The organism is Streptomyces inhibens, from assembly GCF_022221585.1.
GTDB lineage: Bacteria > Actinomycetota > Actinomycetes > Streptomycetales > Streptomycetaceae > Streptomyces > Streptomyces inhibens.
Window position 1 is genome coordinate 2,728,107 of the sequence record NZ_CP084681.1, and the last position, 25,499, is coordinate 2,753,605.

20 protein-coding genes are annotated in these 25,499 nt (G+C 72.3%); 6 read left to right on the forward strand and 14 right to left on the reverse strand.

Annotated features, from left to right (window positions below; genetic code table 11):
• Window positions 1–15: 15 nt before the first annotated feature.
• The 3 genes from KI385_RS12650 to KI385_RS12660 all read right to left on the reverse strand — a co-directional run bounded on the left by KI385_RS12650 (window position 16) and on the right by KI385_RS12660 (window position 7,103).
• Window positions 16–1,476, reverse strand: a complete 1,461-nt coding sequence (locus tag KI385_RS12650) for a glutamate synthase subunit beta (protein ID WP_238572278.1) — start codon at window positions 1,474–1,476, stop codon at window positions 16–18.
• On the reverse strand, window positions 1,469–6,019 hold the full coding sequence (gene gltB / locus KI385_RS12655; RefSeq protein WP_238572279.1) for a glutamate synthase large subunit: 4,551 nt from the start codon (window positions 6,017–6,019) through the stop codon (window positions 1,469–1,471). Before gltB ends, KI385_RS12650 begins: the two co-directional genes overlap by 8 nt.
• Before the next feature lie 352 nt (window positions 6,020–6,371).
• Window positions 6,372–7,103, reverse strand: a complete 732-nt coding sequence (locus KI385_RS12660) for a VIT1/CCC1 transporter family protein (protein WP_238577681.1) — start codon at window positions 7,101–7,103, stop codon at window positions 6,372–6,374.
• A 446-nt stretch (window positions 7,104–7,549) separates the two neighbouring features.
• On the opposite strand from KI385_RS12660, the gene KI385_RS12665 reads away from it, so the two are divergent.
• The 6 genes from KI385_RS12665 to KI385_RS12690 are packed head-to-tail and all read left to right on the forward strand — an operon-like array spanning window position 7,550 to window position 15,156.
• Window positions 7,550–8,749 (forward strand): ADP-ribosylglycohydrolase family protein, encoded by a 1,200-nt coding sequence (locus KI385_RS12665; protein ID WP_425357070.1) that lies wholly within the window; start codon window positions 7,550–7,552, stop codon window positions 8,747–8,749.
• Entirely contained in the window at window positions 8,746–10,059 is a 1,314-nt protein-coding gene (locus KI385_RS12670) for an ADP-ribosylglycohydrolase family protein (RefSeq protein WP_238572281.1), read from the forward strand. Before KI385_RS12665 ends, KI385_RS12670 begins: the two co-directional genes overlap by 4 nt.
• Window positions 10,056–11,354 (forward strand): ADP-ribosylglycohydrolase family protein, encoded by a 1,299-nt coding sequence (locus KI385_RS12675; protein ID WP_238572282.1) that lies wholly within the window; start codon window positions 10,056–10,058, stop codon window positions 11,352–11,354. Before KI385_RS12670 ends, KI385_RS12675 begins: the two co-directional genes overlap by 4 nt.
• Window positions 11,351–12,781, forward strand: a complete 1,431-nt coding sequence (locus KI385_RS12680; RefSeq protein WP_238572283.1) for an ADP-ribosylglycohydrolase family protein — start codon at window positions 11,351–11,353, stop codon at window positions 12,779–12,781. The genes KI385_RS12675 and KI385_RS12680 overlap by 4 nt, the downstream gene beginning before the upstream one ends.
• 48 nt (window positions 12,782–12,829) lie before the next feature.
• Window positions 12,830–14,089: a CaiB/BaiF CoA transferase family protein gene (locus tag KI385_RS12685; RefSeq protein WP_425356906.1), complete on the forward strand. Its 1,260-nt coding sequence runs from the start codon at window positions 12,830–12,832 to the stop codon at window positions 14,087–14,089.
• A 23-nt stretch (window positions 14,090–14,112) separates the two neighbouring features.
• Window positions 14,113–15,156, forward strand: coding sequence for an HpcH/HpaI aldolase/citrate lyase family protein (locus KI385_RS12690; protein WP_238572284.1), 1,044 nt, complete (start codon window positions 14,113–14,115; stop codon window positions 15,154–15,156).
• 74 nt (window positions 15,157–15,230) lie between these two features.
• Here KI385_RS12690 and lgt read toward each other — a convergent pair whose 3' ends face one another.
• The 11 genes from lgt to KI385_RS12750 form a co-directional block, all read right to left on the reverse strand.
• Window positions 15,231–16,400 (reverse strand): prolipoprotein diacylglyceryl transferase, encoded by a 1,170-nt coding sequence (gene lgt, locus KI385_RS12700; RefSeq protein ID WP_238572285.1) that lies wholly within the window; start codon window positions 16,398–16,400, stop codon window positions 15,231–15,233.
• 134 nt (window positions 16,401–16,534) lie between these two features.
• Window positions 16,535–17,473 (reverse strand): DsbA family protein, encoded by a 939-nt coding sequence (locus KI385_RS12705; RefSeq protein WP_238572286.1) that lies wholly within the window; start codon window positions 17,471–17,473, stop codon window positions 16,535–16,537.
• 530 nt (window positions 17,474–18,003) lie between these two features.
• Complete coding sequence (locus tag KI385_RS12710) at window positions 18,004–19,212, reverse strand: IS701 family transposase (protein WP_238570845.1); 1,209 nt, start codon at window positions 19,210–19,212, stop codon at window positions 18,004–18,006.
• A gap of 69 nt (window positions 19,213–19,281) precedes the next feature.
• A complete protein-coding gene (locus KI385_RS12715) occupies window positions 19,282–20,259 on the reverse strand; it encodes an IS481 family transposase (RefSeq protein ID WP_238572287.1) in 978 nt (325 codons plus the stop codon).
• Between the two features lie 102 nt (window positions 20,260–20,361).
• A complete protein-coding gene (gene trpA, locus KI385_RS12720; protein WP_128509096.1) occupies window positions 20,362–21,180 on the reverse strand; it encodes a tryptophan synthase subunit alpha in 819 nt (272 codons plus the stop codon).
• Window positions 21,180–22,436 (reverse strand): tryptophan synthase subunit beta, encoded by a 1,257-nt coding sequence (gene trpB, locus KI385_RS12725; protein WP_238572288.1) that lies wholly within the window; start codon window positions 22,434–22,436, stop codon window positions 21,180–21,182. Before trpB ends, trpA begins: the two co-directional genes overlap by 1 nt.
• A 194-nt stretch (window positions 22,437–22,630) precedes the next feature.
• A complete protein-coding gene (gene trpM, locus KI385_RS12730) occupies window positions 22,631–22,870 on the reverse strand; it encodes a tryptophan biosynthesis modulator TrpM (protein WP_238572289.1) in 240 nt (79 codons plus the stop codon).
• Between the two features lie 29 nt (window positions 22,871–22,899).
• Complete coding sequence (gene trpC / locus KI385_RS12735; RefSeq protein ID WP_128509099.1) at window positions 22,900–23,709, reverse strand: indole-3-glycerol phosphate synthase TrpC; 810 nt, start codon at window positions 23,707–23,709, stop codon at window positions 22,900–22,902.
• 184 nt (window positions 23,710–23,893) lie between these two features.
• The gene (locus KI385_RS12740; RefSeq protein ID WP_238572290.1) at window positions 23,894–24,340 is read right to left on the reverse strand and encodes a DUF2752 domain-containing protein; all 447 of its coding nucleotides are present in this window, start codon (window positions 24,338–24,340) and stop codon (window positions 23,894–23,896) included.
• A 143-nt stretch (window positions 24,341–24,483) separates the two neighbouring features.
• Window positions 24,484–24,729 (reverse strand): HGxxPAAW family protein, encoded by a 246-nt coding sequence (locus KI385_RS12745; RefSeq protein WP_238572291.1) that lies wholly within the window; start codon window positions 24,727–24,729, stop codon window positions 24,484–24,486.
• 84 nt (window positions 24,730–24,813) lie between these two features.
• Window positions 24,814–25,473 (reverse strand): TIGR02234 family membrane protein, encoded by a 660-nt coding sequence (locus KI385_RS12750; protein WP_128509101.1) that lies wholly within the window; start codon window positions 25,471–25,473, stop codon window positions 24,814–24,816.
• Window positions 25,474–25,499 lie beyond the last annotated feature (26 nt).

A 25,499-nucleotide genomic window follows, 5' to 3' on the forward strand; every position in this document is an offset into this window, starting at 1 on the left:
TTCAGGGACGGGGACTCACACGGTCAGTGCGCGATCCGTCGGCTTGATGGGAGCCGGCAGGGCGCTGGCTCCGGTCAGGAAGCGGTCCACGCCACGGGCGGCGGAGCGGCCCTCGGCGATGGCCCACACGATCAGCGACTGGCCGCGGCCGGCGTCACCGGCGACGTACACGCCGGGGACGTTGGTGGCGAAGTCCGCGTCGCGGGCGACATTGCCGCGCTCATCGAGCTCCAGGCCGAACTGCTCGACCAGGCCGTTCTCCTGGTCGGTGCCGGTGAAGCCCATCGCGAGGGTGACCAGCTGGGCCGGGATCTTCCGCTCGGTGCCGGGCTTCTGCTCCAGCTTGCCGTCCTTGAACTCCACCTCGATCAGGTGCAGGAACTGGACGTTGCCGTCCTCGTCGCCCTCGAAGTGGGTGGTGGAGACGGAGTAGACCCGCTCGCCGCCCTCCTCGTGCGCGGAGGTGACCTTGTAGAGCATCGGGAAGGTCGGCCAGGGCTGGCCCGCGTTCCGCTCCTCGCCCGGCCTGGGCATGATCTCCAGCTGGGTGACGGAGGCCGCGCCCTGACGGTGGGCGGTGCCCACGCAGTCCGCGCCGGTGTCGCCGCCGCCGATGACGACGACATGCTTGCCCTCGGCGCTGATCGGGGCGACGGTCAGGTCGCCCTCCTGCACCTTGTTGGCGAGCGGCAGGAACTCCATCGCGAAGTGGATGCCGTTCAGCTCACGGCCGGGCACCGGCAGATCGCGGGAGGTGGTGGCGCCGGCGGCGATGACAACGGCGTCGTAGCGCTTGCGCAGCTTCTTGGCGTCGATGTCGCGGCCGATCTCCACCTCCGTACGGAACTTGGTGCCTTCCGCGCGCATCTGCTCGATACGGCGGTTGATGTGGCGCTTTTCCATCTTGAACTCGGGGATGCCGTAGCGGAGGAGACCACCGATACGGTCCGCGCGCTCGTAGACGGCGACGGTGTGGCCGGCCCGGGTCAGCTGCTGGGCGGCGGCGAGCCCGGCCGGGCCGGAGCCGATGACGGCGACGGTCTTGCCGGAGAGGCGCTCGGGCGGCTGCGGGGTGACATCGCCGTTGTCCCACGCCTTGTCGATGATGGAGACCTCGACGTTCTTGATGGTCACCGGTGGCTGGTTGATGCCCAGCACACAGGCGGCCTCACAGGGGGCGGGGCACAGGCGACCGGTGAACTCCGGGAAGTTGTTGGTCGCGTGCAGCCGCTCGCTGGCCCCGGTCCAGTCCTCGCGGTAGGCGTAGTCGTTCCACTCGGGGATGAGGTTTCCGAGCGGGCAGCCGTTGTGACAGAACGGGATGCCGCAGTCCATGCAGCGCGACGCCTGCTTGCTGATGATCGGCAGCAGGGAGCCGGGCTGGTAGACCTCGTTCCAGTCCTTGACGCGCTCCTCGACGGGGCGGGTCTTGGCGATCTCGCGCTCGTGGGTCAGGAAGCCCTTGGGGTCAGCCATTGGTCGCCGCCTCCATCATCTTCTCGTGGGTCTCGGACTCGGAGAGTCCGGCTCGCTCGGCGGCGTCCTTGGCGGCGAGCACTGCCTGGTAGGTGGCCGGGACGACCTTGCTGAAGCGCGCGGCGGCCGCGTCCCAGTCGGCGAGGAGCTTGGCGGCGACGGTGGAGCCGGTCTCCTCCTGGTGGCGGCGCACGACGTCGTGCAGCCACCGCTTGTCGGTGTCGTCCAAAGTGGTGACCGCGTCGGCCAGCTCACGGTTGACCATGTCCGGGTCGAGGTCGATGACGTAGGCGATACCGCCGGACATGCCCGCCGCGAAGTTGCGGCCGGTCTCACCCAGGATGACGGCGTGGCCGCCGGTCATGTACTCGCAGCCGTGGTCGCCGACGCCCTCGGAGACCACCGTCGCACCGGAGTTACGGACGCAGAAGCGTTCGCCGACCCGGCCGCGCAGGAACAGCTCGCCGCCGGTGGCGCCGTAGGCGAGGGTGTTGCCGGCGATGGTGGAGTACTCGGCGAGGTGGTCGGCGCCGCGGTCCGGGCGGACCACGATCCGGCCGCCGGAGAGGCCCTTGCCGACGTAGTCGTTGGCGTCGCCCTCCAGGCGCAGCGTGATGCCGCGCGGCAGGAACGCGCCGAAGGACTGGCCGGCCGAGCCGGTGAAGGTGATGTCGATGGTGTCGTCGGGCAGGCCCGCGCCACCGAACTTCTTCGTCACCTCGTGGCCGAGCATGGTGCCGACCGTGCGGTTGATGTTCCGTACGGCGACCTGGGCGCGGACGGGCTGCGCGGCCTCGGGGGTGTCCGCGGACAGCGCGTCGGCGGCGAGCTTGATCAGCTCGTTGTCGAGCGCCTTCTCCAGACCGTGGTCCTGGACGGTGATCTGGTGGCGGACCGCGCCCTCGGGCAGCTCGGGGACGTGCAGCAGCGGGGCCAGGTCCAGGCCCTGCGCCTTCCAGTGGTTCACGGCCTTGGTGGTGTCCAGCAGCTCGGCGTGGCCGACGGCCTCTTCGAGGCTGCGGAAGCCCAGCTCGGCGAGGAGCTCACGGACCTCTTCGGCGATGAACTGGAAGAAGTTGACGACGTACTCGGCCTTACCGTTGAACCGCTCGCGCAGCGTCGGGTTCTGGGTGGCGATGCCGACCGGGCAGGTGTCCAGGTGGCAGACGCGCATCATGACGCAGCCGGAGACGACCAGCGGGGCGGTCGCGAAGCCGTACTCCTCGGCGCCCAGCAGGGCGGCGATGATGACATCGCGGCCGGTCTTGAGCTGGCCGTCGGTCTGCACCACGATCCGGTCGCGCAGGCCGTTGAGCAGCAGCGTCTGCTGGGTCTCGGCCAGGCCCAGCTCCCAGGGACCGCCCGCGTGCTTGAGGGAGGTCAGCGGGGAGGCACCCGTACCGCCGTCGTGGCCGGAGATCAGGACCACGTCCGCGTGCGCCTTGGAGACGCCCGCGGCGACGGTGCCGACGCCCACCTCGGAGACCAGCTTCACGTGGATGCGGGCCGCCGGGTTGGCGTTCTTGAGGTCGTGGATCAGCTGAGCCAGGTCCTCGATGGAGTAGATGTCGTGGTGCGGCGGCGGGGAGATCAGGCCCACGCCCGGGGTGGAGTGCCGGGTCTTGGCGACCCAGGGGTAGACCTTGTGGCCGGGCAGCTGGCCGCCCTCGCCGGGCTTGGCGCCCTGCGCCATCTTGATCTGGATGTCGTCGGAGTTGACGAGGTACTCGCTGGTCACACCGAAGCGGCCGGAGGCGACCTGCTTGATGGAGGAGCGGCGCGCCGGGTCGTAGAGACGGTCGGGGTCCTCGCCGCCCTCACCGGTGTTGGACTTGCCGCCCAGCTGGTTCATGGCGATGGCGAGGGTCTCGTGCGCCTCGCGGGAGATCGATCCGTAGGACATCGCGCCGGTGGAGAAGCGCTTGACGATCTCGGACGCCGGCTCGACCTCGTCGATCGAGATCGGCTCGCGGTCGCTCTTGAAGCCGAACAGGCCGCGCAGCGTCATCAGCCGCTGGGACTGCTCATTCACCCGTTCGGTGTACTTCTTGAAGATGTCATAGCGGCGCGTGCGGGTGGAGTGCTGGAGCCGGAAGACGGTGTCCGGGTCAAAGAGGTGCGGCTCGCCCTCGCGGCGCCACTGGTACTCGCCGCCGATCTCCAGCGCGCGGTGCGTGGCGGCGATGCCGGAGGCCGGGTAGGCCTTGGCGTGCCGCGCCGCGACCTCCTTGGCGATGACGTCCAGGCCAGCGCCGCCGATCTTGGTGGCGGTGCCGTGGAAGTACTTCGCGACGAACCCCTCGTCGAGACCCACGGCCTCGAAGACCTGCGCGCCCCGGTAGGAGGCGACGGTCGAGATGCCCATCTTGGACATGACCTTCAGGACGCCCTTGCCGAGCGCCTTGATCAGGTTCTTGATGGCCGTCTCGGTCTCGACGCCGGGCAGGAAGGTGCCGGCGCGGACCAGGTCCTCGACGGACTCCATGGCCAGGTACGGGTTGACCGCGGCGGCGCCGTAGCCGATGAGCAGCGCGACATGGTGCACCTCACGCACATCGCCGGCCTCGACGAGCAGACCGACCTGGGTGCGCTCCTTGGTGGCGATGAGGTGGTGGTGGACCGCGGAGGTCAGCAGCAGCGACGGGATCGGGGCGTGCTCGGCGTCGGAGTGCCGGTCGGAGAGCACGATCAGCCGGGCGCCGTCGTCGATGGCGGCGTCGGCCTCGGCGCAGATCTCCTCGATCCGGGCGGCCAGCGACTCGCCGCCGCCGGAGACCCGGTAGAGGCCGGAGAGGGTCACGGCCTTCATGCCGGGCATGTCGCCGTCGGCGTTGATGTGGATGAGCTTGGCCAGCTCGTCGTTGTCGATGACCGGGAAGGGCAGGGTCACGCTGCGGCAGGAGGCCGCGGTGGGCTCCAGGAGGTTGCCCTGGGGGCCGAGGGAGGAGATCAGCGAGGTGACCATTTCCTCGCGGATGGCGTCCAGCGGCGGGTTGGTGACCTGCGCGAAGAGCTGGGTGAAGTAGTCGAAGAGCAGCCGGGGACGCTCGGAGAGCGCGGCGATCGGCGAGTCGGTGCCCATCGAGCCGATGGGCTCGGCGCCGGCCTTGGCCATCGGCGCGAGGATGACGCGCAGCTCTTCCTCGGTGTAGCCGAAGGTCTGCTGGCGGCGGGTGACCGAGGCGTGGGTGTGCACGATGTGCTCACGCTCGGGCAGGTCCGCGAGCTCGATCAGACCGGAGTCCAGCCACTCCTGGTAGGGGTGCTCGGCCGCGAGCTCGGCCTTGATCTCGTCGTCCTCGATGATGCGGTGCTCGGCGGTGTCGACGAGGAACATCTTGCCGGGCTGGAGGCGGCCCTTGCGGACGACCTTGGCCGGGTCGATGTCCAGGACGCCGACCTCGGAGGAGAGCACGACCAGGCCGTCGTCGGTGACCCAGTAGCGGCCCGGGCGCAGACCGTTGCGGTCGAGGACCGCGCCGACCTGGGTGCCGTCGGTGAAGGTGACACAGGCCGGGCCGTCCCAGGGCTCCATCATCGTGGAGTGGTACTGGTAGAAGGCGCGCTGGGCCGGGTCCATGGCGGTGGAGTTCTCCCACGCCTCGGGGACCATCATCAGCACCGAGTGCGGCAGCGAGCGGCCGCCGAGGTGGAGCAGCTCCAGGACCTCGTCGAAGGAGGCGGAGTCGGAGGCGTCCGGGGTGCAGACCGGGAAGATCCGCGCGAGGTCTTCCTCGGACCCGTTGCCGAAGAGCTTCGAGGCGAGCTGGGACTCGCGGGCCTGCATCCAGTTGCGGTTGCCCTTGACCGTGTTGATCTCGCCGTTGTGCGCGACGAAGCGGTACGGGTGGGCGAGCGGCCAGCTCGGGAAGGTGTTGGTGGAGAACCGCGAGTGGACCAGCGCGATGGCGGTGGCGAAGCGGCGGTCCGAGAGGTCCGGGAAGAAGGGCTCCAGCTGGCCGGTGGTCAGCATGCCCTTGTAGACGATCGTGCGCGCGGACAGCGAGGGGAAGTAGACCCCCGCCTCGCGCTCGGCGCGCTTGCGCAGCGCGAAGGCCTTGCGGTCCAGGGCCAGGCCGGTGTTCTCGCTGTCGCCCACGAAGAGCTGGGAGAAGGCCGGCATGGTGGCGCGGGCGCCGTTGCCGAGCAGCTGCGGGGCGACGGGGACGACCCGCCAGCCGATGACGTCCAGGCCTTCCTCATCGGCGATCGTCTCGATGCGTGAGACGGCTTCGGCCGCATCCTGGGCATCGGACGGGAGGAAGGCGATGCCGACGGCGTAGGCGCCGGCCTCGGGGAGCTCGAACGTGACGTTCTCACGCAGGAACGCGTCCGGCACCTGGAGCAGGATGCCGGCGCCGTCGCCCGAGTCGGGCTCCGAGCCGGTGGCACCGCGGTGCTCCAGATTCGTCAGGACGGTGAGCGCCTGCTCGACCAGTGCGTGGCTGGCCTCGCCGGTGAGGGTGGCCACAAAGCCGACGCCACAGGCGTCGTGCTCATTGCGCGGGTCGTACATCCCCTGCTGGGCGGGGCGCCCGTCCATGGGCGACCATGCGGCGGCGCTGGCGCTGCTGGTGGTCGCGGAGTGCGTGGACGCGGAACGCATCGGCTCTCCCAACGTCGTCGTGGCATAGGCATTGCCGAGGGACGACGTTGGCCCTCCGCGAAATTTCGTGCAGGTTACAGGATGGCTGCCTTCTCGAAAAGCGAAAAGGGGCTTCCAACATGCGGACACCGCATGTGCGGTGGGTCAAGGACGCGGACGGAAACGGAGCCGTCCCACAGGCGGCGTTCGGCGAGCGACATTGCCCGCGACGCCTGGGCCTTATGCCCGGCCGTCAACGAATCGAAACCGCCGGGTAACGCGTTAATTATGCAGTCACCCGTATGCAACGTCACCCTACGACGGTTCCGAACAGTGCCCCCAGGGCGTACGTCACACCCGCGGCCGCGCCACCGAGGGCCAGTTGACGCAGCCCGCTGAACCACCAGGAGCGGGCCGTCACCCGCGCCACCACAGCCCCGCACGCAAACAGACCGACCAGTGCGAGCAGCACCGCCGGCCATATCGCCGATGCCCCCAACAGATACGGAAGGACAGGCAGAAGCGCGCCCAGCGCAAACGATCCAAAGGAGGAAATCGCGGCAACGGCGGGCGAAGGAAGGTCGGACGGGTCGATGCCCAATTCCTCGCGGGCATGGATCTCCAGCGCCTGCTCGGGGTCCCGGGAAAGCTGTTCGGCGACCTGCCGGGCGAGCGCCGGCTCGACGCCGCGCGATGCGTAGAGGGCCGCCAGCTCCTCCAGCTCGTCCTTCGGGTGCTTACGCAGCTCGGCCCGCTCGACGTCCAGCTCGGCCTGCACCAGCTCCCGCTGCGAGGCGACCGAGGTGTACTCCCCCGCGGCCATCGAGAAGGCACCGGCGGCCAGACCCGCGAGGCCGGTGATGATGATCGTCTGCTGCGACAGCGCGCCGCCGGCGACACCCGTCATCAGGGCGAGGTTCGAGACCAGACCGTCCATCGCGCCGAAGACGGCGGGGCGCAGCCAGCCGCCGTTCACATCGCGGTGGGTGTGATTGTCGCGGTGGGCCACATGCGTCGGCGCCGCGGCGTCCATGATCTCCATGACGGACATATCGGGACCTACTCCCTTCAGCGAGGTGTGGGCCGATGGCGGCACTTCCCCCTCCAACCCCTCGAAGCTATGCGCGTATTGCCCTCCACCGCTAGCAAGGAAGGCCGAACTTACCGCGCTGACCTGCGGTTTTTCCGCGAGGTGGGTCATGAGATCCGGGTCACAGCGCCTTTCGGGGCCCGCTTCGGGGTGCGGTCCGGTGCCGATCGAGGGAGTCGACCGGGTGACCCTGCCGCCCGGGACAGGAGACCCGGGCCGCCGCGTGGCACGGATACAGCGCAGCGGTCCGCTGCCGGACGGCGCCCCGCAGTCCCGGGCGGCGTTCCGGCCCGTACGACAGAACGGCACGCACCATGAGCGCAGCGCACCCCACGCCCTCGGATCCGGCGGTGCCCGGCAGCGCGGCCGATCGTGTACGCGACCGGGCCCGCGGCGCGATGCTCGGGCTCGCCGTCGGTGATGCGCTCGGCGCCCCCGCGGAGAACATGAAGCCCTCTCAGATCCGCCGCCGCTGGGGCCGGATCGAGGGCTTCGTCGAGGACGACCCGGCCGGCACCGACGACACCGAGTACGCCATCTTCTCGGGGCTGCTGCTCGCCGCGCACGGTTCGGCGCTGACCGTCGCCCACGTCGAGGCCGCCTGGCACCAGTGGATCGCCGACCGCGACGAGGGGCCGTTCCGCGGCGCGGGCTTCAGCGAGCGCGGGACGCTGGAGAACCTGCGCCGCGGCCTCGCCGCCCCGATCTCCGCCCAGCACCGGCACGCCTGGAGCGACGGACTGGCGATGCGCGCCGCCCCGTTCGGGGTGTTCGCCGCCGGGCGGCCGGCCGAGGCCGCGCGGCTGGTCGCCATCGACGGCACGGTCAGCCACGACGGCGAGGGGATCTACGGCGGCCGGGCGGTGGCCGCCGGGGTCGCCACCGCCATGGTCGTCCTCCCTCAAGGACCTTCGACAATCCCCCGGTCTCAGCTCCTCCCCCAGTCTCAACTCCTCCCCCAGTCTCAACTCCGTTCGACCGGGGGGACCCCCATGCCCGGGGGGACCCCCATGCCCGGGGGGACCCCCATGACCGGGGGGACCCCCATCGGTCCAGGGGGGACCCCCAACACCGACGCGGTGATCGCCGCCGCGCTGTCCGTCGTACCGGAGGACTCCTGGACGGCCCGCTCGCTGCGCCGGGCGGTCGGCGCCGCCCAGCGCTCCCGGTACGACCCGGGCATCACCCAGCTCGGCACCGAGCGCGCGGTGCGCTCCGCCGTCGTGGTCGGCGGCTACCCCTGGACGGATCTGGCGCCCGAGGCCGTCGGGCTGGCCTTCGGCGCCTTCGCGGCGGCCCGCGGTGACTTCTCCGCCTCGGTGCTGACCGCGGTCAACATGGGCCGCGACGCCGACACCACGGCGGCCGTCGCCGGTGCGCTGGCCGGCGCCCTGTGCGGCGCCGCCGCGATCCCCGAGGCCTGGGCCGGCGCCATCGGCCCGGCGCGCGGCAGCTGTCTGCCGTCGATGGCCGGCTATCACGTCCTGGACATCGCGGAGCTGCTGGCGCCGGGCGGGGCGGGGGCCGTCGCCGGGTCCGGCGTCGGGGCGAAGCCCGCGGCCGGGTCCGGCGTCGGAGCCGGAGTGGGCGTCGGATGAGCGCCGGGCGCGCGGTGTGGGGCGCCGACGCCCCCGCCACGGCGGACGCCGACGCGGACCCCGCGGACGGTGCCCGTAGCCGTATCGAAGGGCTGCTGCTCGGGCTCGCCTCGGGCGATGCCGCCGGATGGCCCGCGGCGCGGCACCGGGCGGCCCGGATGCCGGAGTGGACCCGGCGGCTGACGCGTGAGCTGGACACCTTCGCCGAGCAGAACGCCACCACGACGCTGCCCGTGCCGATCGCCCTCAACCAGCCGCCCGAGCCGCTGCGGCTCGGGCCCTCCGACGACGCCGAGTGGGCGGCCTTCACCGCCGAGTCGGTGCTCACCGCGGCCGGTGCGCTCCTCAGTGACCTGGGCCGGGACCGACGGATGCGCGCCGCGCTCGACCTCGCATGGAACGCGCTGGCCAACGAGGTCGCCGCGGCCGCCGACCGGGCGCCCGAGGTGGAGTCCGCCGTACTGCCGCTGCGCGCCCGGATCTCCGTACGGGCCGGGCTCGGCAACCTCGCCGCCGGGCTGCGGCCGCCCGCCACCGGCCACGACAATCCGCACTTCTTCGACGATGCGGCGTGCGTCCGGGCCGCCGTACTGGCCGTGGTGCACCCGGGCGAACCCGCCGCGGCGGCCGATCTGGCCGAGTACGACGCGCGCTACACCCAGGACGGCGACGGGGTGCACGGCGCCCGTGCGATGGCCGCCGCGATCGCGGCCGCGCTCGGCGGGGCGGCGGCCGGCGGCTGTGTGGACGCGGCGCTCGACCAGCTCCCCGAGGGCACCGAGATCCGCCGTAACGCGCTGCACGCGATCCGGCTCGCGCGGGCCTTCGCCACCGACGGTCCTCGCCACTCAGGCCGTCCCGGCACCGCCTTCGCCCTGGTGCCCGTGCTGGAACACGAGATCGTCGACCACGTCTACAGCTACGGCATCGCGGCCGCCGAGACCGTCCCGGTGGCGCTGGCACTCGCGCTGGCCGCGGACGGACTGGTCGCCGAGGCGGTACCGGCCGCCGCCTGCCTCTCCCGGGTCGCCGACTCCGCGCCGGCCCTCGCCGGGGCGCTGACCGGCGCGCTCGGCGGCGCTCGCGGACTGCCCCGCACCTGGCGCGACGCCTGCCGGGTGCTCTCCGGCTGTGCGCTGCCACGGCTGGCCGGCACTGACCTGGTCGAGCTGGCCGGGCTGCTCGCCCGTACGGAGCTGACCGCCCCCGAAGCCTCCACCACGGCCACCGCCGCGGCCCTCCCGGAGGCGCTCTCCGACGCCCTCCTGACTTCCTCACCCTCCACCGTGGAAGGACTCACCCGCACATGACCCACGCAAGCGAACAGACCCCGACGACACCCACCCCCGACACCCAGGTCCTGCCGGTCACCCCCCTCACACGGCCCACGACGGCCACTCCCGTCAGTCACCCCACGCCGCCTCCGGCACCCCCCGTCCCGCCGACCCTGGAGGACCGGGCGAGCGGCGCTCTGGTCGGCGCCGCCGTCGGCGACGCGCTCGGCGGGCCCGTCGAAGGCTGCACACCGGAGCAGATCGTCAAGCGGCACGGCGGCCGGGTCGAGGGCATCGTCGGCCCGTTCCACGACGACTGGCGCACCGCCCGCCCGATCGCGCCGTACCACAAGGGCGATGGCCATGTCACCGACGACACCTTGATGACGCATGCGCTGGTGCGGGTCTACGAGACGGTGCGCGATCACCTCGACGCCTACGACATCGCCGACCATCTCGTACCGGATCTGATCGGCACCCCGCGCTGGATCCCGGAGCTGGAGGCCGAGGCGCTGCCGCTGCAGCGGATCTTCCTCGCCGAGAAGTGGATCGTGGCGCGGCTGCACTACGGGCATGCCGATCCGCGTGAGGCGGGCGTCGGAAACATCGTCAACTGTGGTGCGGCGATGTACATGGCGCCGGTGGGCATCGTCAACGCCGGCAATCCGGACCGGGCCTACGCCGAGGCGCTGGACATCTCCGGCGCCCATCAGTCCTCGTACGGCCGGGAGGCGGCGGGGGTGTTCGCCGCCGCCGTGGCCGCCGCGTTCGCCCCCGAGGCCACCCCGTCGTCGGTGATCGTCCAGGCGCTCCGGCTCGCCAAGGACGGCACCCGCGCCGCGATCGAGGCGGTCTGCGAAGCCGCGGCCTCGCTCAGCGACTACGAGTCCGCGCTGGGCGCGCTGCGCGCGGCGATCGCCCCCTTCGACACCGTGGGCCCGGACTACCGCAACCCCTCGCTCGGCGCCCGCCGCCCCTCCCGTCTGCACGCCATCGAGGAACTCCCCATCGCGCTGGGCATGTTGCTGGTCGGCGGAGGCGACTTCCGGGCCACGGTGCTCGGCTCGGTCAACTACGGCCGCGACTGCGACTCGATCGCCACGATGAGCGGTGCGCTCGTCGGCGCGCTGCGCGGCGCCTCGGCGGTACCGGCCGAGTGGGCGGCGGAGGTCTCCCGCGCCAGCCGCCTGGATCTGCAGGCGCCGGGGGCCGCGCTGGCCACCGTCGCCCGCGAGATCTTCACCCGCGACCGGGCCCGCGCCCGCACCCATGAGCAGGCCTTCACCGCGATCTCGGCCATCCCGGCGATGACGGAGGCGAGTGGACGGTGACCGGCACCGCGGTGGCCGCCGCCCGGACGGCACCCCCCGCGGACGGGGCGCCGCTCCGGGTGACCTGGGTGCAGCCCGAGGACCTGATCGGGCATGAGCTGCGGCAGGCGGCGGAGGACGGCCGGGACGCGGCCGGGATCGCGCGGCGGTGGCGGGCGGCGGGCGGCGCGCCGGCGCCGGGCCGGGCGGGCGCCTCCCCCGGGCCCGTGGACCCGGCCCTGCGCGCGCTCGCCGTGACGCTGCTCGACGAACTGGCTCTGCTGCCCTGCCCGTCGGCGAACGATGAGCCCACCGATCTGACGGTAATTCAGGCGGGGTGGCTGCGGGAGCCGTCGAGTGGCAGGGCGGGACCGGGCGGCGGCGCGTCCGCCGCCCGGCTCGAAGCCGCCTGGCTCGGGCGGGCGGCCGGCTGTCTGCTCGGCAAGCCGGTCGAGAAACTGCCGCTCAGCGGGGTACGGGCGCTCGCCCGCTCGACCGGCAACTGGCCGCTGGCCGCGTACTTCACCGAGATCGGACTCGACCCCGCGGTGGCCGCACGGCACCCCTGGAACCGCCGCAGCCGCGCCACCTCGCTCGCCGAGAACATCGACGGCATGCCCGAGGACGACGACCTCAACTACCCGCTGCTCGGCCTGCTGCTCCTCGAACGCCACGGCCATGGCTTCACCACCGCCGACGTCGGGCGGCTGTGGCTGGACGAACTGCCGGCCGGCCGTACCTTCACCGCCGAGCGCCTCGCGTACCGCAATCTCCTGGACGGCATCGAGCCACCGCACACCGCGCGGCACCGCAACCCGTTCCGTGAGTGGATCGGCGCGCAGATCCGCGCGGACATCTTCGGCTGGACCCACCCCGGCGACCCGGCGGCCGCCGCGGCACAGGCCTGGCGGGACGCCACGCTCAGCCATACCGCGAACGGGGTGTACGGCGCGATGTTCGCGGCCGCCGCGCTCGCCGAGGCGGCGGGGGGTGCCACGGATGTGCACGGCGCGCTGCGGGCCGGACTCGCGGTGATCCCCGCGCGCTCCCGGCTCGCGCGGGCCGTCCGCTTCGGGATCGCGGCGGCGCACGACGAGCCCACCGGTACGCCGGAGGGTTTCGCCACCGTCGTCGACCGGCTGCACACCGCGTACGGGCACCACCACTGGGTGCACGCCGTGCCGAACGCCGCGCTACTGGCCGCCGCGCTCACCCACGCCGACGGCGACTTCACCGGCTCCATCTGCCGTGCGGTGTCCGGCGGTTGGGACACCGACTCCAACGGCGCGACGGCCGGCTCGCTCACCGGGCTGCTCGCCGGATCGCCCGACGCACTGCCCGCCCACTGGACGGTGCCGCTGCGGGGCCGGCTCGCCACCTCCGTCGGCGGGCTGGACGGCATCGGCTTCGACGCCCTCGCGGAACGCACCGCCGCGCTTGCCGCGTAGGGCGTGTCTTTCGGATCACCCACCCGACCTACCGGAGGCCTCCGCACCATGACCGACCCGTCCCTGTCCGGGATGTCCCGGCCCGCCGCCGGCGGCCGTCCCGCCCCGGAACCCGTCCCCTCCCCCGGCCCGCTCGCCGGGCTGCGGGTGCTCGATCTCGCCACGCTGTTCGCCGGTCCGCTCGCCGCCACCCTGCTCGGTGACTTCGGCGCCGAGGTGATCAAGGTCGAGCATCCGCGGCGGCCCGATCCGTCGCGTGGCCACGGGCCCGCCAAGGACGGCATCGGACTGTGGTGGAAGCTGCTGGGCCGCAACAAGAAGACCATGACGCTCGATCTGTCCCTGCCGGGCGGCCGGGACGTACTGCTGCGGCTCGCCGCCGGCGCGGATGTCGTCGTCGAGAACTTCCGGCCCGGGACCCTGGAGAAATGGGGCCTGGGCTGGGCCGAGCTGTCCGCCGTCAACCCGCGCCTGGTGCTGGCCAGGGTCACCGGCTTCGGGCAGTTCGGCCCGTACGCCCGGCGCCCCGGATTCGGCACGCTCGCCGAGGCGATGAGCGGATTCGCCGCGATCACCGGCGAGCCGGACGGGCCGCCGACCCTGCCCCCGTTCGGCCTCGCCGATGCGATCGCCGCGCTGACCACGTCGTACGCCGTGATGGCCGCGCTGCGCGGGCGGGAGGCCACCGGCCGGGGCCAGGTCGTCGATCTGGCGCTCATCGAACCGATGCTGACCGCCCTGGGTCCGCAGCCGCTCTGGTACGACCAGCTCGGCCACATCCAGCCGCGGACCGGCAACCGCTCCGCCAATGTCGCGCCGCGCAACACCTACCGCACCGCCGACGGCTCCTGGGTGGCGGTCTCCACCTCCGCCGAGTCCGTCGCCGAGCGGGTGATGCGGCTGGTCGGCCGGCCCGAGGTGATCGAGGAGCCCTGGTTCGGGACCGGTTCCGGGCGCGCACAGCACGCCGACGAGCTGGACGCGGCGGTCGGTGACTGGATCGCGCGGCACGACCGGGCCGAGGTACTGGCCGCCTTCGAGGAGGCCGAGGCGGCCGTTGCGCCCATCTACGACATCCGCGATGTGATGGCGGATCCGCAGTACCGGGCACTGGGATCGATCACCGAGATCCCGGACGAGGAGCTCGGCACGGTCCGGATGCAGAACGTTCTCTTCCGGCTCTCCGAGACGCCGGGCGCCATCCGGTGGGCGGGCCGTCCGCACGGCGCGGATACGGACGAGGTGCTGGCCGGCCTGGGGCTGACCGGCCCGGAGATCGCCGGACTGCGCGCGGCGGGGGCGCTGTGACCCCGGTGCCGCCGGAGCCGCCGATGCCCCGTACGGCCACCGCTCCCCCGCCGCTGACCTGGCTGTATGTGCCCGGGGACCGGCCGGATGTGGTCGCCAAGGCGCTCGGCTGCGGGGCCGATGTGATTCTGGTCGATCTGGAGGACGCGGTCGCCCGGGGCCGCAAGGACTATGCGCTGCGCGCCACCGCCGAGCTGCTGAGCGACCCGGCACCGGGCCCGGCACCGGTGCATGTCCGGGTCAATGCGCTGGACGGCCCGCTCGCCGAGACCGAGATCCGCACTCTGGCCGTACTGCCGGGGCTGGCCGGTCTGCGGCTGCCCAAGGTGCAGGGCCCGGCCGATGTCCACCGGGCCGCCGGCTGGGCCACGACGGCGGCGGGGCCGGTTCCCGAGCATCTCCCGTACGCCATGGAAGCGGCCGTGCGCCCCACGGGGCGCACGCTCTCGGGACGCCTCGCCACCGCTCGTACGGCCCGTACGCCCCATATGGCCCGCGCGGCGCGCACGGTCCGGTCGACCACCACCGCCACCCTCGCCCCCTCGGCCACCCCCACCACGGGCACTCTCCCCGCCACCCCGGCGCTGTACGCCCTGCTGGAGTCCGCGCTCGGCATCGAGCACGCCTTCCCCATCGCCACCGCCCACCCGGCGCTGCGCGGGATCGCGCTCGGCGAGGCCGATCTGTGCGCCGAACTGTGCGTACGGGACGAGGCGGGGCTGGCCTGGCCGCGCAGCCGGACCGTGGTCGCCGCCCGCGCGGCCGGTCTGGCCCCGCCGCCGCAGTCGGTCTACCCGGATGTCCACGATCTGGAGGGCCTGGCCCGGTCCTGCGCACAGGGCCGGGCACTGGGGTTCCTGGGCCGGGCGGCGATCCATCCCCGCCAGCTCCCGGTCATCGAGGCGGCCCATCTCCCGTCGGCGGAGGAGGTCGAGGCGGCACAGGAGATCGTCCGGGCGGCCGCGGCGGACGGCGGGGCGCAGGCGCTCGCGGACGGCCGGTTCGTCGATGCGGCGGTGGTCGCGGGGGCACGGCGGGTGCTGGCCCTGGCCGAGCGCCGGCGCTGAGGCCGTACGACGCAAAGCGCCGGGCGGATTCGTATATCGAATCCGCCCGGCGCTGAAGGCAGCCGGTGGCCGCCTCAGGACTTCTTGGTGCTGCCGCTCCCGGCGGGCTTGGCGGCATCCGCGGCCGCGGACGCTTCCTCGGGCTTGTCGTCGGGCTTGTCGTCGGGCTTGTCCGCAGCCTTCTCGTCGGCCTTGTCGTCACCGGCGGCGTCGGCGGGCCGGTCCTTCGCGGACGTCTCGGCCTCGTCGGCCGCCTGCTTCGCGTCGTCGTCGGCGGCGGCGTCGGCCTTCGTCTCGGCGTCGGCCTTCGGCTTCGCCGAAGGCTTGTCGACCGAGACCTTGCCGCCGTCGGTGCTGTCACCCTCGGCGCTCTCGCTGTCCTTGCCACTCCCGGCGGCATCCGCGTCCGCGCCCTCCGCGAGCTGCGCCCCCGGCTCGACGACCTCTTCGCGGCCCGGTGCCTTCTTGGCGGAGATCACCAGGTAGGCGACGGCCAGCAGGCCGACGATCAGCGCGGTCCAGACGTTCAGCCGCAGGCCCAGGATGTGGTGCGCCTCGTCGACCCGCATGTACTCGATCCAGGCACGGCCCGCGCAGTAGGCGGCGACGTAGAGCGCGAAGGCCCGTCCGTGGCCGAGCCGGAAGCGCTTGTCGGCCCAGATCACCAGCGCCGCGACGCCGATGCACCACAGGCACTCGTAGAGGAAGGTCGGGTGGTAGGTGCCGCCGATACGGCCGATGGCCGGGTCGGAGCTGATCTTCAGCGCCCACGGCACATCGGTCGGCTTGCCGTACAGCTCCTGGTTGAACCAGTTGCCCCAGCGGCCGATCGCCTGCCCGAGGGCCAGGCCGGGCGCCAGCGCGTCGGCGTAGGCCGGCATCGGGATGCCGCGCCGGCGGCAGCCGATCCAGGCGCCCACGGCGCCGAGCGCCACCGCGCCCCAGATACCGAGGCCGCCTTCCCACACCTTGAAGGCGTCGAGTGGATGGCCGTTCTCGCCGAAGTACGGCTCATACGTCGTGATGACGTGGTAGAGGCGGCCGCCGACCAGCCCGAAGGGCACGGCCCATACGGCGATGTCCGCGACGGTTCCGGAGCGGCCACCGCGCTGGATCCAGCGCTTGTTGCCGAGCCAGACACCGACGAAGACGCCGATGATGATGCAGAACGCGTAGCCGCGCAGCGGGATCGGGCCGAGATGTACGACGCCGACCGACGGGCTGGGAATGAATGCGAGGTCCATGGCAGGGACGACGCTACCGCGCCGGGTGGGGTCGGGGACAACCCACCCGGCAACGGCTCCGTAACGACGGTGCCCTCACGCCATGACGCTGCGTGTCCGGGCTCGGCCGCGGCGGCGACGAGGGCGGCGCCCCGTCAGGACGAGGGCGAAGCGCTCCCTCCGGTCCGCATCCCCTGCGGCGACGCGCTCTTGTCCGGCGCCGCGCCGCTGCCCGGCGCGCCGCTCTTGCCCGGTGAGGCGCTCTTCCCGGGGGAGGCGCTCCCGGCGGGCGAGGCGCTCTTGCTGCCGGGCTGCTTGCCCTTGTTGGCGTCCAGCACCATCTTCTTCAGGTCCGCGGGGGTGGACCGGCCGCCCTTCTCCTTGGCGAGGTCCTTGCCGTTGAGCAGGACGGTGGGGGTGCCGCGGTATCCGGAGTTGGCGAAGGCGTCGTTGGACTTGCGCACAAAGGCGTCGTACTTGCCGTCGTTGACGCACTTGGTGAAGGCGGGGGTCACCAGTCCCTTGACCTTGCCGGCCAGCTGGAGGAGGTACTGCTTGTCGGCGAACTTGTCCTGCGGCTCGGGCGGCTGGTTGGCGTAGAGCACGTCGTGGTAGTCGCGGAACCGCCCGGCGTCCTGCGCGCACAGGGCGGCGTTGGCGGCGTTGAGGGATCCCTTGCCGCCGGAGTTGCCGTCGATGATCGTCACGAGGTGGTACTCGTTCTTGAGCTGGCCGGAATCCTCCAGTTCATGGATCACCGGACGGAAGCCGGTCTCGAACTGCTGGCAGGCGGGGCAGCGGAAGTCCTCCCACACCGTCAGCGTGGACGGGGCGTCGGCCGCGCCCACCGGGATGGCGGGTTTGTCGCCGCCGCTGGCCTGCTTCGGGCGGGCCGTTTCGTTGTCGGAGCTGCTCCCGCCGCCGCTGGACGAGGACATCCAGACGGCGATGCCGCTCCCGACCGCCAGCACCACCACCACCGCCCCGGCGACGATCGCCTGTCGGCCGCGCCGGGCGCGCGCCTTCTCCTTCTCCCGCTGTTCCTGCAGTCGCTCGCGGGCGCTTCTCTTACCCTCATGGTTCTTCTGGCTCACGCCCCTGGACAACGAAGCGGAGGGGTGCCGCTGCACCCCTCCGCACCGATGTTCGCCCTATCGAGGGACAGTGCCGCGCGCCGCCGTGGACATCGGCCCGGCCGCGCTCACCCCTGCTGGGCCCTGTCGTCGAACTCCCGCCTGCCCCGCGACGCTCCCCCAGCTAACGCTGGGAGGTGCCCCCAGGCACGCACTCCCCCACGCCTTAAGGGCGCGGGGGGACCCCCATGCCGCGTTGTCGGGCTCACCCCGATACACCCAGTATCGGGGCGACCCTCCGCCTTGCGATCGCGCTCGGCTTCCGAAGAAGGATCGAAAGAGCCGAGACGGAATGAGCGGAGCGAATGTAGTGCACCAGACGCCGCGGAGCCCGCCCTTCGGGCGAACGACGGGAGTTTGACGACAGGCCCTAGTAGGGCTTTGTTAGGTGGTGTCGTAGGGCTGCCATGGGGTGGGTTGGTGGCAGGTGGGGCAGGTGCCTGTCCAGGTGGCCAGGAGGTGTTGGAGGAGGTCCAGGGCCTGGTAGAGGGTCAGGCCCTGGCAGGGGCTTTTGGGCTCCTCCGCGCTTCGGTCAGGAACAGGTGGGCGGCGGTGACGAGGGTGACGTGCCGGTGCCAGCCGGTGAACGAGCGTCCTTCGAAATGGTCGAGCCCGAGGGCGGTCTTCAGCTCGCGGTAGTCGTGCTCGATGCGCCACCGTAACTTCGCGATGCGGACGAGGTCGCGGGCGGGGATGTCGGCGGGCAGGTTGGAGACCCAGTACTTGACCGGTTCGTCCGCGCCCTCGGGCCACTGTGCGATCAGCCAGCTCAGCGGGATCGTGCCGTCAGCGGCGGGTTTGGGCCGACGCCCTGCAAGACGAACCCGCACCAGCACAAAGTGCGAGCTCATCGCGGCCTTGGAGCCCTTGCGCCAGGTCAGGGTCCGCCCCTGGCCTCGCCCTGCAGCCAGCACGTGTTCACGCAAGGACACCGGCCGGGTGCGGTAACGCGGCAGGGGCCTGGGCCCGAGGCCGCTGTAGGCAGGCTGGTGGGGTTCGGCAGCCTCACCATGGGCGGTCATCTCGGCCTTGGCCTGCAGGACGTAGGCCAGGCCGCGGTCTTCCAGGCCGCGGCGGAAGTCGGCGTTGGCGCCGTATCCGGTGTCCGCGACCAGCGCGGCGGGCCTCAGGCCGACGCCGGCAAGTTCATCGAGCATCGCCAGGGCGAGCTGCCACTTGGGACGGTGGTGTTCGTCGTCGGGAATGCGACAACGTCCCCTGCGGCCGTCCGCCTCGGGCGTGTCCCAGCTTTCGGGCAGGAAAAGCCGCCAGGACAGGGGACACGAGGCGGTGTCGGAAGCGGCATGGACACTGACGCCGATCTGGCAGTTGCCGACCTTGCCCAGCGTGCCGGAGTACTGTCGGGCCACACCGGGCGAGGAGATGCCGTCCTTGGGAAAACCGGTGTCGTCCACCACCCACACCTGCGGACGGACCACCCGCACGGCCCGCCACGCCAGCCGGGCTCGCACCGCATCGAAGGGCCAGGTGGAGGACGTAACGAACTGCTGGAGTTGCTGGTGGTCCACCCCGAGGCGCTCGGCCATCGGCTGCATCGACTTGCGTCGGCCGTCCAGCAACAGCCCCCTCAGATACAAGGCACCCTTCTCACGCTGATCCCGCCGCACCAGCGGCGCGAACACCTCCCCAGCAAACTCCTCCAACCGGCCCCGACACGCAGCAAGTTCACCAGACCTCATACAACCAGCGAACTACCAGACACCGACCGTGACAAGGCCACGTAACAAAGCCCTACTAGGTGTACTCGGTCATGACTTTGGTGACAGTCGGCTGATCGGGGGCTGGCCTTCGAGCGCGGTGTGTCGGCGTCGAGTGTTGTAGAAGCTCAGCCACGGCGCCAGGGCCTGGGCGCGTTCGGTGTTGCTGGTGAACACCTGGTGGTAGGCCCATTCGGTTTGCAGGGTGCGGTTGAAGCGTTCGACCTTGCCGTTGGTCCAGGGGCAGTGGGGACGGATGAACCGCTGCTGGGCACCGAGGTCGGCCACGGCCCGGCGGAAGGCGGTGCTCTTGCGGTAGGCCCAGGCGTTGTCGGTGATGACGCGCTCGATGCGGCCGATGCCACGGGCTGCGAAGAAGCCGGCAGCGCGGGTGAGGAAGCCGGCGCAGGTGTCGGCCTTCTCATCAGCATGGATCTCGGCGTAGGCCAGCCGGGAGTGGTCGTCGACGGCGGCGTGGACGTAGTCGTAGCCGATCCTGGCCTGCTTTTGCGCGTAGGTCTTGCCGGCTTGGCGGCCGTGGGCCCGCCATCCTCCGCCGTCCGGGATCCGTCCGATCTTCTTGACGTCAAGGTGGACGAGTTCCCCGGGCCGGGCACGTTCGTAGCGGGCGTGGCTGCGGCGTTCGGCGCGGATGGGCTGTCCGGTCAGCGGGTCGCAGGATGCCAGGCGAGGCATGTGATGGCGGCTCAGGATGCGGGTCACAGTCCGTGCGGGGACACCGGTTTCGGCGGCGAGGAAGTCCGGCCCCCGCCGGTGGACGTGCCGTGCGCTGAGCACTGCGGCCTCGATGTGTGCGGGAGTACGCCTCGGGCAGGTGTGGGGGCGGCTGGAGCGGTCGTGCAGGCCGCTCCAGCCTTCGGCCCGGAAGCGTGCCACCCATCGGTGCGCGCACTGCCGGGAGACTCCCAGTTCCTTGGCCACATGCGCCACCGGACGTCGGCCGGGGACGACACGGCGCACCAGAAGGCATCTGCCGTGAAAGGTCAGCCGGGCATTAGCGTGGGCCATCAAGACCTCCGGTTGTGGTGAAGACAGGCATCTCCACTACGCCCGGAGGTCTCTTCTTGATCAACTACCGACGCGGGTCACCAACCTCTTGGCCGAGTACACCTAGGCCCGCTTGCGTACGCCCTCGGCCAGCTCGCCGGCCAGGGTCCGGACCCCGGCGAGGCCGGCGTCCAGGTCGCCGTCCGCCGCCAGCAGCCGCTTGACGAACGCCGAGCCGACGATCACTCCGTCGGCGAACTGGGCCACCTCGGCGGCCTGTTCGGGGTTGGAGACACCCAGGCCGACGCAGACCGGCAGGTCGGTGGTGGCGCGGGTGCGGGCCACCAGCTCCTGAGCCTCGCGGCCGACGGACTCGCGGGTTCCGGTGACGCCCATCAGCGAGGCGGCGTAGACGAAGCCGCTGCCGGCCGCGGTGATCTTGGCGAGCCGCTCGTCCCGGCTGCTCGGCGCGACCACGAAGACGGTGGCCAGGCCGTGCTGCTCGGCGGCCTTGCGCCACACCTCGGACTCCTCGACGGGCAGGTCCGGCAGGATGCAGCCGGCGCCGCCCGCCTCGGCCAGGTCGGCGGCGAACCGCTCGACGCCGTAGCGGTCGACGGGGTTCCAGTACGTCATGCACAGCACCGGGGCGCCGGTGGCGGCGTGCACCTCGCGGACCGTGCGGATCACATCGACGATCTTCACGCCGCCGCGCAGCGCGATGTCGTCGGCGGTCTGGATGACCGGGCCGTCCAGGACGGGGTCGCTGTGCGGCAGGCCGACCTCGACGATGTCGCAGCCGCCGTCCAGCATCTCGGTCATCGCCCGTACGCCGCCGTCCACGGTCGGGAAGCCGGCCGGGAGGTAGCCGACGAGCGCGGCACGGTTCTCGGTGCGGGCCTGGGCCAGCACCGCGTTCAGCAGCTCCACGTTGCCCGCCATCACTTCGCCCCCTGGCGCTCGCCGTTGTTGTCGCCGTCGTACAGCCCGAAGTAGCGGGCTGCGGTGTCCATGTCCTTGTCGCCCCGCCCGGAGAGGTTGACCAGCAGCAGGCCCTCGGGGCCCAGCTCGCGGCCGACCTCCAGGGCGCCGGCCAGCGCGTGGGCGCTCTCGATCGCCGGGATGATGCCCTCGGTCTGCGACAGCAGCCGCAGCGCCTGCATCGCCGCGTCGTCGGTGACCGCACGGTATTCGGCGCGGCCGGCGTCCTTGAGGTAGGCGTGCTCGGGGCCGATGCCGGGGTAGTCCAGACCGGCCGAGATCGAGTACGGCTCGGTGATCTGGCCGTCCTCGTCCTGGAGAACGTAGCTGCGGGAGCCGTGCAGGATGCCGGGGGTGCCCTCGGTGAGGGTGGCCGCGTGCTCGCCGGTCTCCACGCCGTGGCCGCCCGGCTCGCAGCCGATCAGGCGGACGTCCTTGTCGGGGAGGAAGGCGTGGAAGAGGCCGATGGCGTTGGAGCCGCCGCCGACGCAGGCCAGCGCGGCGTCCGGCAGCCGGCCTGCGCGCTCGATGATCTGGCGACGGGCCTCGACGCCGATGACGCGGTGGAAGTCGCGCACCAGGGCCGGGAAGGGGTGCGGTCCGGCGACCGTGCCGAAGAGGTAGTGGGTGCGGTCGACGTTGGCGACCCAGTCGCGGAAGGCCTCGTTGATGGCGTCCTTGAGGGTGCGGCTGCCGGACGTCACGGAGATGACCTCGGCGCCGAGCATCCGCATCCGGGCGACGTTGAGGGCCTGCCGCTTGGTGTCGACCTCGCCCATGTAGATGGTGCAGTCGAGACCGAAGAGGGCGCAGGCGGTGGCGGTGGCGACGCCGTGCTGGCCGGCGCCGGTCTCGGCGATGACGCGGGTCTTGCCCATCCGCTTGGTGAGCAGCGCCTGGCCCAGCACGTTGTTGATCTTGTGCGAGCCGGTGTGGTTGAGGTCCTCGCGCTTAAGGAACACCCGGGCCCCGCCGGCCTGTTCGGCGAACCGCGGCACCTCGGTGAGCGCGCTGGGGCGCCCGGTGTAGTTGACCATCAGGTCGTTGAGCTCGGCCGCGAAGGCGGGGTCCGCCTTGGCCTTCTCGTACTCGGCGGCGACCTCGTCGACCGCGGCGACCAGCGCCTCGGGGATGAACTTGCCGCCGAAGGCACCGAAATAGCCTTCGGGGGTGGGCACGCGCCCCTCGGGGTCGGGAAGGAAGAACTCGGAGGACATCTGACGCACTCCTAGGCCGGGGCGGCTGCCCCGGAGGTCCGGTTTATGTCGGAATTTTCGAGATGCGGGCATTACGGTATGCGGCGCGCGCTGCGGAGGGTCGCCGCCGTCGCGGAGCCGGCGGGGCCGGTGCCGCGGAGGGGCGGGCAGGGGCGTGCTTCAGAGCAGCCCGGCGCCGGCGAGGGGCCGACGCGTCAGCGCGCGGACCCCGGTCGCCATCGCATGCCGTTGATCTGTCCCGGCTCGGATCCGATGTGGTACCTGACCCTGCGTCCGTGGACCCGCCGTGCGGGTGCCCGGCAGCCCCGCGGCCGGCAGCCGCGGCCGAGGGCGGGGTGGGGAATGCGGGAGGCCCCCGCCGCGGCGGGCAGGCCGGCCCGGCCCGGGTGCGGTACCCGGGCGGGGCGGCGGATGCCTGCGGCGATGGCGGTCATGTCGGTGGGCCGGTGTCCTTGCTGTCCGCTCAGGACCGGCCGTGGCGGATCGCCGGGTGGGAGCCCGCCGCGACCAGGTCGGCGACCGCGGTCTTGGGGTCCTTGCCGGTGACCAGCGACTCGCCGACCAGCACCGCGTCCGCGCCGTCGTTGGCGTAGGCGATCAGGTCGTGCGGGCCGCGGACGCCGGACTCGGCGATCTTGACGATGTGGTCGGGGATCTCGGGGGCGACCCGCGCGAAGTTGCCGCGGTCGACCTCAAGCGTCTTCAGGTTGCGGGCGTTGACGCCGATGATCCGGGCGCCGGCGTCCACCGCACGGGCGACCTCTTCCTCGTCGTGCACCTCGACCAGCGGCGTCAGCCCGATCGACTCGGCCCGCTCGATCAGCGAGACCAGGGCCTCCTGCTCCAGGGCGGAGACGATCAGCAGCGCGAGGTCGGCGCCGTAGGCACGGGCCTCCCACAGCTGGTAGGCGGTGACGATGAAGTCCTTGCGCAGGACGGGGATGTCGACCTTGGCGCGTACCGCCTCCAGGTCGGCCAGCGAACCGCCGAACTTGCGCTGCTCGGTGAGGACGGAGATGACCGCGGCGCCGCCCGCTTCGTAGTCGGCGGCCAGGCCGGCCGGGTCGGCGATCGCGGCAAGCGCGCCCTTGGAGGGGCTGGAGCGCTTGACCTCGCAGATCACCGTGACGCTCTCGCCCTTGAGGGCCGCGACACCGTCCTTCGCGGGGCGTGCCTTCTGGGCCCGCTCCTTGAGCTCGTCGAGAGTGACGCGGGCCTGCCGCTCCGCGAGGTCGGCGCGGACCCCGTCGATGATCTCGTCGAGCACACTCACGCGAGCGGCCTCCTTCTTGAGCGGTGGAGGTGGACAGTGGCCCGTGGGACGAACTGTCCCATCCGGCTCTCCGATGGTATCCGCCATACGATGCAGGTCCCGCATCCGGTTGACCGTGGTCCCACAACCTGGACATCTCCGGGTTCCGCGGGGATCTGCACGCCCGGCCCGGGCGGTCGGCCGGTCATGGGATCAGTCCGCCGCCGAAGGGGAGGTTGCGGACGACGGTGAAGGCCAGCAGCAGCCCGCCCAGCGCCCACCAGTGGGCGGCTCTCGGCCGGGGGCCCGCCGTACGGTGTCCGCGCGCCGCCCGGCCCAGCCAGAGCAGCCAGAAGACCGCACAGGCGGCGTACGCGGCCACCGCGAGGGCGTTGGCACCCAGCGCCGCGGCCGGGTCGCCATGTGCGAGGTCATGTGCGCTGCGCAGTCCGCCGCAGGCCGGGCAGTAGAGGCCGGTGAGGTGCAGCAGCGGGCAGACGGGGTAGTGGCCGGGCTCGTTCGGATCGACGGCGCCGACGTAGGCGAAGGCGGCGGCGGTGGCCGCGAGGGCGCCCAGGGGCGCCGCGAGGCGGCGTGGCAGACCGCCCTCCAGCGGGGCTTTCGGTCGGAGCTCGGCCACGGGATCGCTCACGCTGCCGATTGTCCTGCCTCACGCGTGAAGGCGCAGCTTCTCGGCCGCCGTACGGGGTGTGCACGGACGGCGGGTACGGCACCCACGGGTGCGTACGGGCCGGGAAGCGGCGCCTTCGAGGGGCGTGACGAGGAGAGCGGGGCTCAGCTCTCCTGCGGCTGGGCCTGCGCCTGGGGACGCGGCTTGGCGGAGCGCTTGGGCTCCTGGCCCATGCCGGCCGCGCGCATCAGGCCACCCACCACGGCGCCGAGACCGATCAGCACCATGCCGGCCCAGAAGCCGGGCACATTCGCCAGCACGATGAAGGCTCCGGCGACACAGAAGCCGATGAACGAGATGATGACGCCGGTCCAGGCGGCGGGGGTGTGTCCGTGGCCACTGCTCGACATGAATGCTCCTCGTTGCTCTATCGCGCCGGTTCCGGGCGCGGTGATCCTCGTCGCCCATTGTCACCGATGACGGGCCGGACACTTTTACCGGGTGGGGTCCTCACCGCGGTCCAGGGACTTCCAGATCTCCTCCGGACGGTCCAGATCCGGGGCGGCCGGGGCACGCCGCGGACCGCGGGCGCCGCCGGGCGTGCGCTCGTAACGGCCCGACATTGCAGGCCAGTGGCGGCCCTGCGCCAGCGCCAGCAGTCCGGCGATCAGCAGCAGCAGCCCGCCGGCCGCGGCCACCCACGGCCAGCCGGTGTGCGTGACGTGATGCACATCGGCGCCGCTCAGCCCGACCGCCGTCGCGGCCTTCTCACGCAGCGCGGAGGTGTCGGTGTTGCCCAGCACCGCGGCGACGACGATGCCGATGCCGCTGAGCGCGAGCAGCGCGGCGACCGCGATCCGGCCGGCCCGGCGCACCGCGAAGACGGCGACCAGCGCGGCCAGGCCGACGACGGCGAGCGCACCGGGCACGCCGGTCACATCGGCGCCGGTCACGGTGCGCGGCAGTTCGCCCTGGGCGAGCACCGCGGAGCCCGTGGCCCAGGTGCGGCCGGAGGCCAGCAGCGCCAGGCTCGCACCGGCCGCGCCGGCCAGCAGCGCGAGGGCCAGGCTCCGCCTGGCGCTGTGGGGCGCGGCGGCCGGCGCCGGCGCGGAGGCGGGCGCGGCGTCTGTGGGGGTATGGGATGCGGCACTCACGCGTACCACTATCGCGCACCGGCCGG

What these genes read in the sequence shown, in the direction of transcription:
- trpA (WP_128509096.1), bottom strand. Translation starts at nt 21,180, where the DNA reads ATGGCGGGCAACGTGGAGCTGCTGAACGCGGTGCTGGCCCAGGCCCGC.
- KI385_RS12670 (WP_238572281.1), top strand. Translation starts at nt 8,746, where the DNA reads ATGAGCGCCGGGCGCGCGGTGTGGGGCGCCGACGCCCCCGCCACGGCG.
- KI385_RS12710 (WP_238570845.1), bottom strand. Translation starts at nt 19,212, where the DNA reads ATGAGGTCTGGTGAACTTGCTGCGTGTCGGGGCCGGTTGGAGGAGTTT.
- KI385_RS12675 (WP_238572282.1), top strand. Translation starts at nt 10,056, where the DNA reads ATGACCCACGCAAGCGAACAGACCCCGACGACACCCACCCCCGACACC.
- lgt (WP_238572285.1), bottom strand. Translation starts at nt 16,400, where the DNA reads ATGGACCTCGCATTCATTCCCAGCCCGTCGGTCGGCGTCGTACATCTC.
- KI385_RS12650 (WP_238572278.1), bottom strand. Translation starts at nt 1,476, where the DNA reads ATGGCTGACCCCAAGGGCTTCCTGACCCACGAGCGCGAGATCGCCAAG.
- trpB (WP_238572288.1), bottom strand. Translation starts at nt 22,436, where the DNA reads ATGTCCTCCGAGTTCTTCCTTCCCGACCCCGAGGGGCGCGTGCCCACC.
- KI385_RS12660 (WP_238577681.1), bottom strand. Translation starts at nt 7,103, where the DNA reads ATGGAGATCATGGACGCCGCGGCGCCGACGCATGTGGCCCACCGCGAC.
- KI385_RS12690 (WP_238572284.1), top strand. Translation starts at nt 14,113, where the DNA reads ATGCCCCGTACGGCCACCGCTCCCCCGCCGCTGACCTGGCTGTATGTG.
- KI385_RS12715 (WP_238572287.1), bottom strand. Translation starts at nt 20,259, where the DNA reads ATGGCCCACGCTAATGCCCGGCTGACCTTTCACGGCAGATGCCTTCTG.
- KI385_RS12685 (WP_425356906.1), top strand. Translation starts at nt 12,830, where the DNA reads ATGACCGACCCGTCCCTGTCCGGGATGTCCCGGCCCGCCGCCGGCGGC.
- trpM (WP_238572289.1), bottom strand. Translation starts at nt 22,870, where the DNA reads ATGACCGCCATCGCCGCAGGCATCCGCCGCCCCGCCCGGGTACCGCAC.
- KI385_RS12745 (WP_238572291.1), bottom strand. Translation starts at nt 24,729, where the DNA reads ATGTCGAGCAGTGGCCACGGACACACCCCCGCCGCCTGGACCGGCGTC.
- gltB (WP_238572279.1), bottom strand. Translation starts at nt 6,019, where the DNA reads ATGGACGGGCGCCCCGCCCAGCAGGGGATGTACGACCCGCGCAATGAG.
- KI385_RS12665 (WP_425357070.1), top strand. Translation starts at nt 7,550, where the DNA reads ATGCTCGGGCTCGCCGTCGGTGATGCGCTCGGCGCCCCCGCGGAGAAC.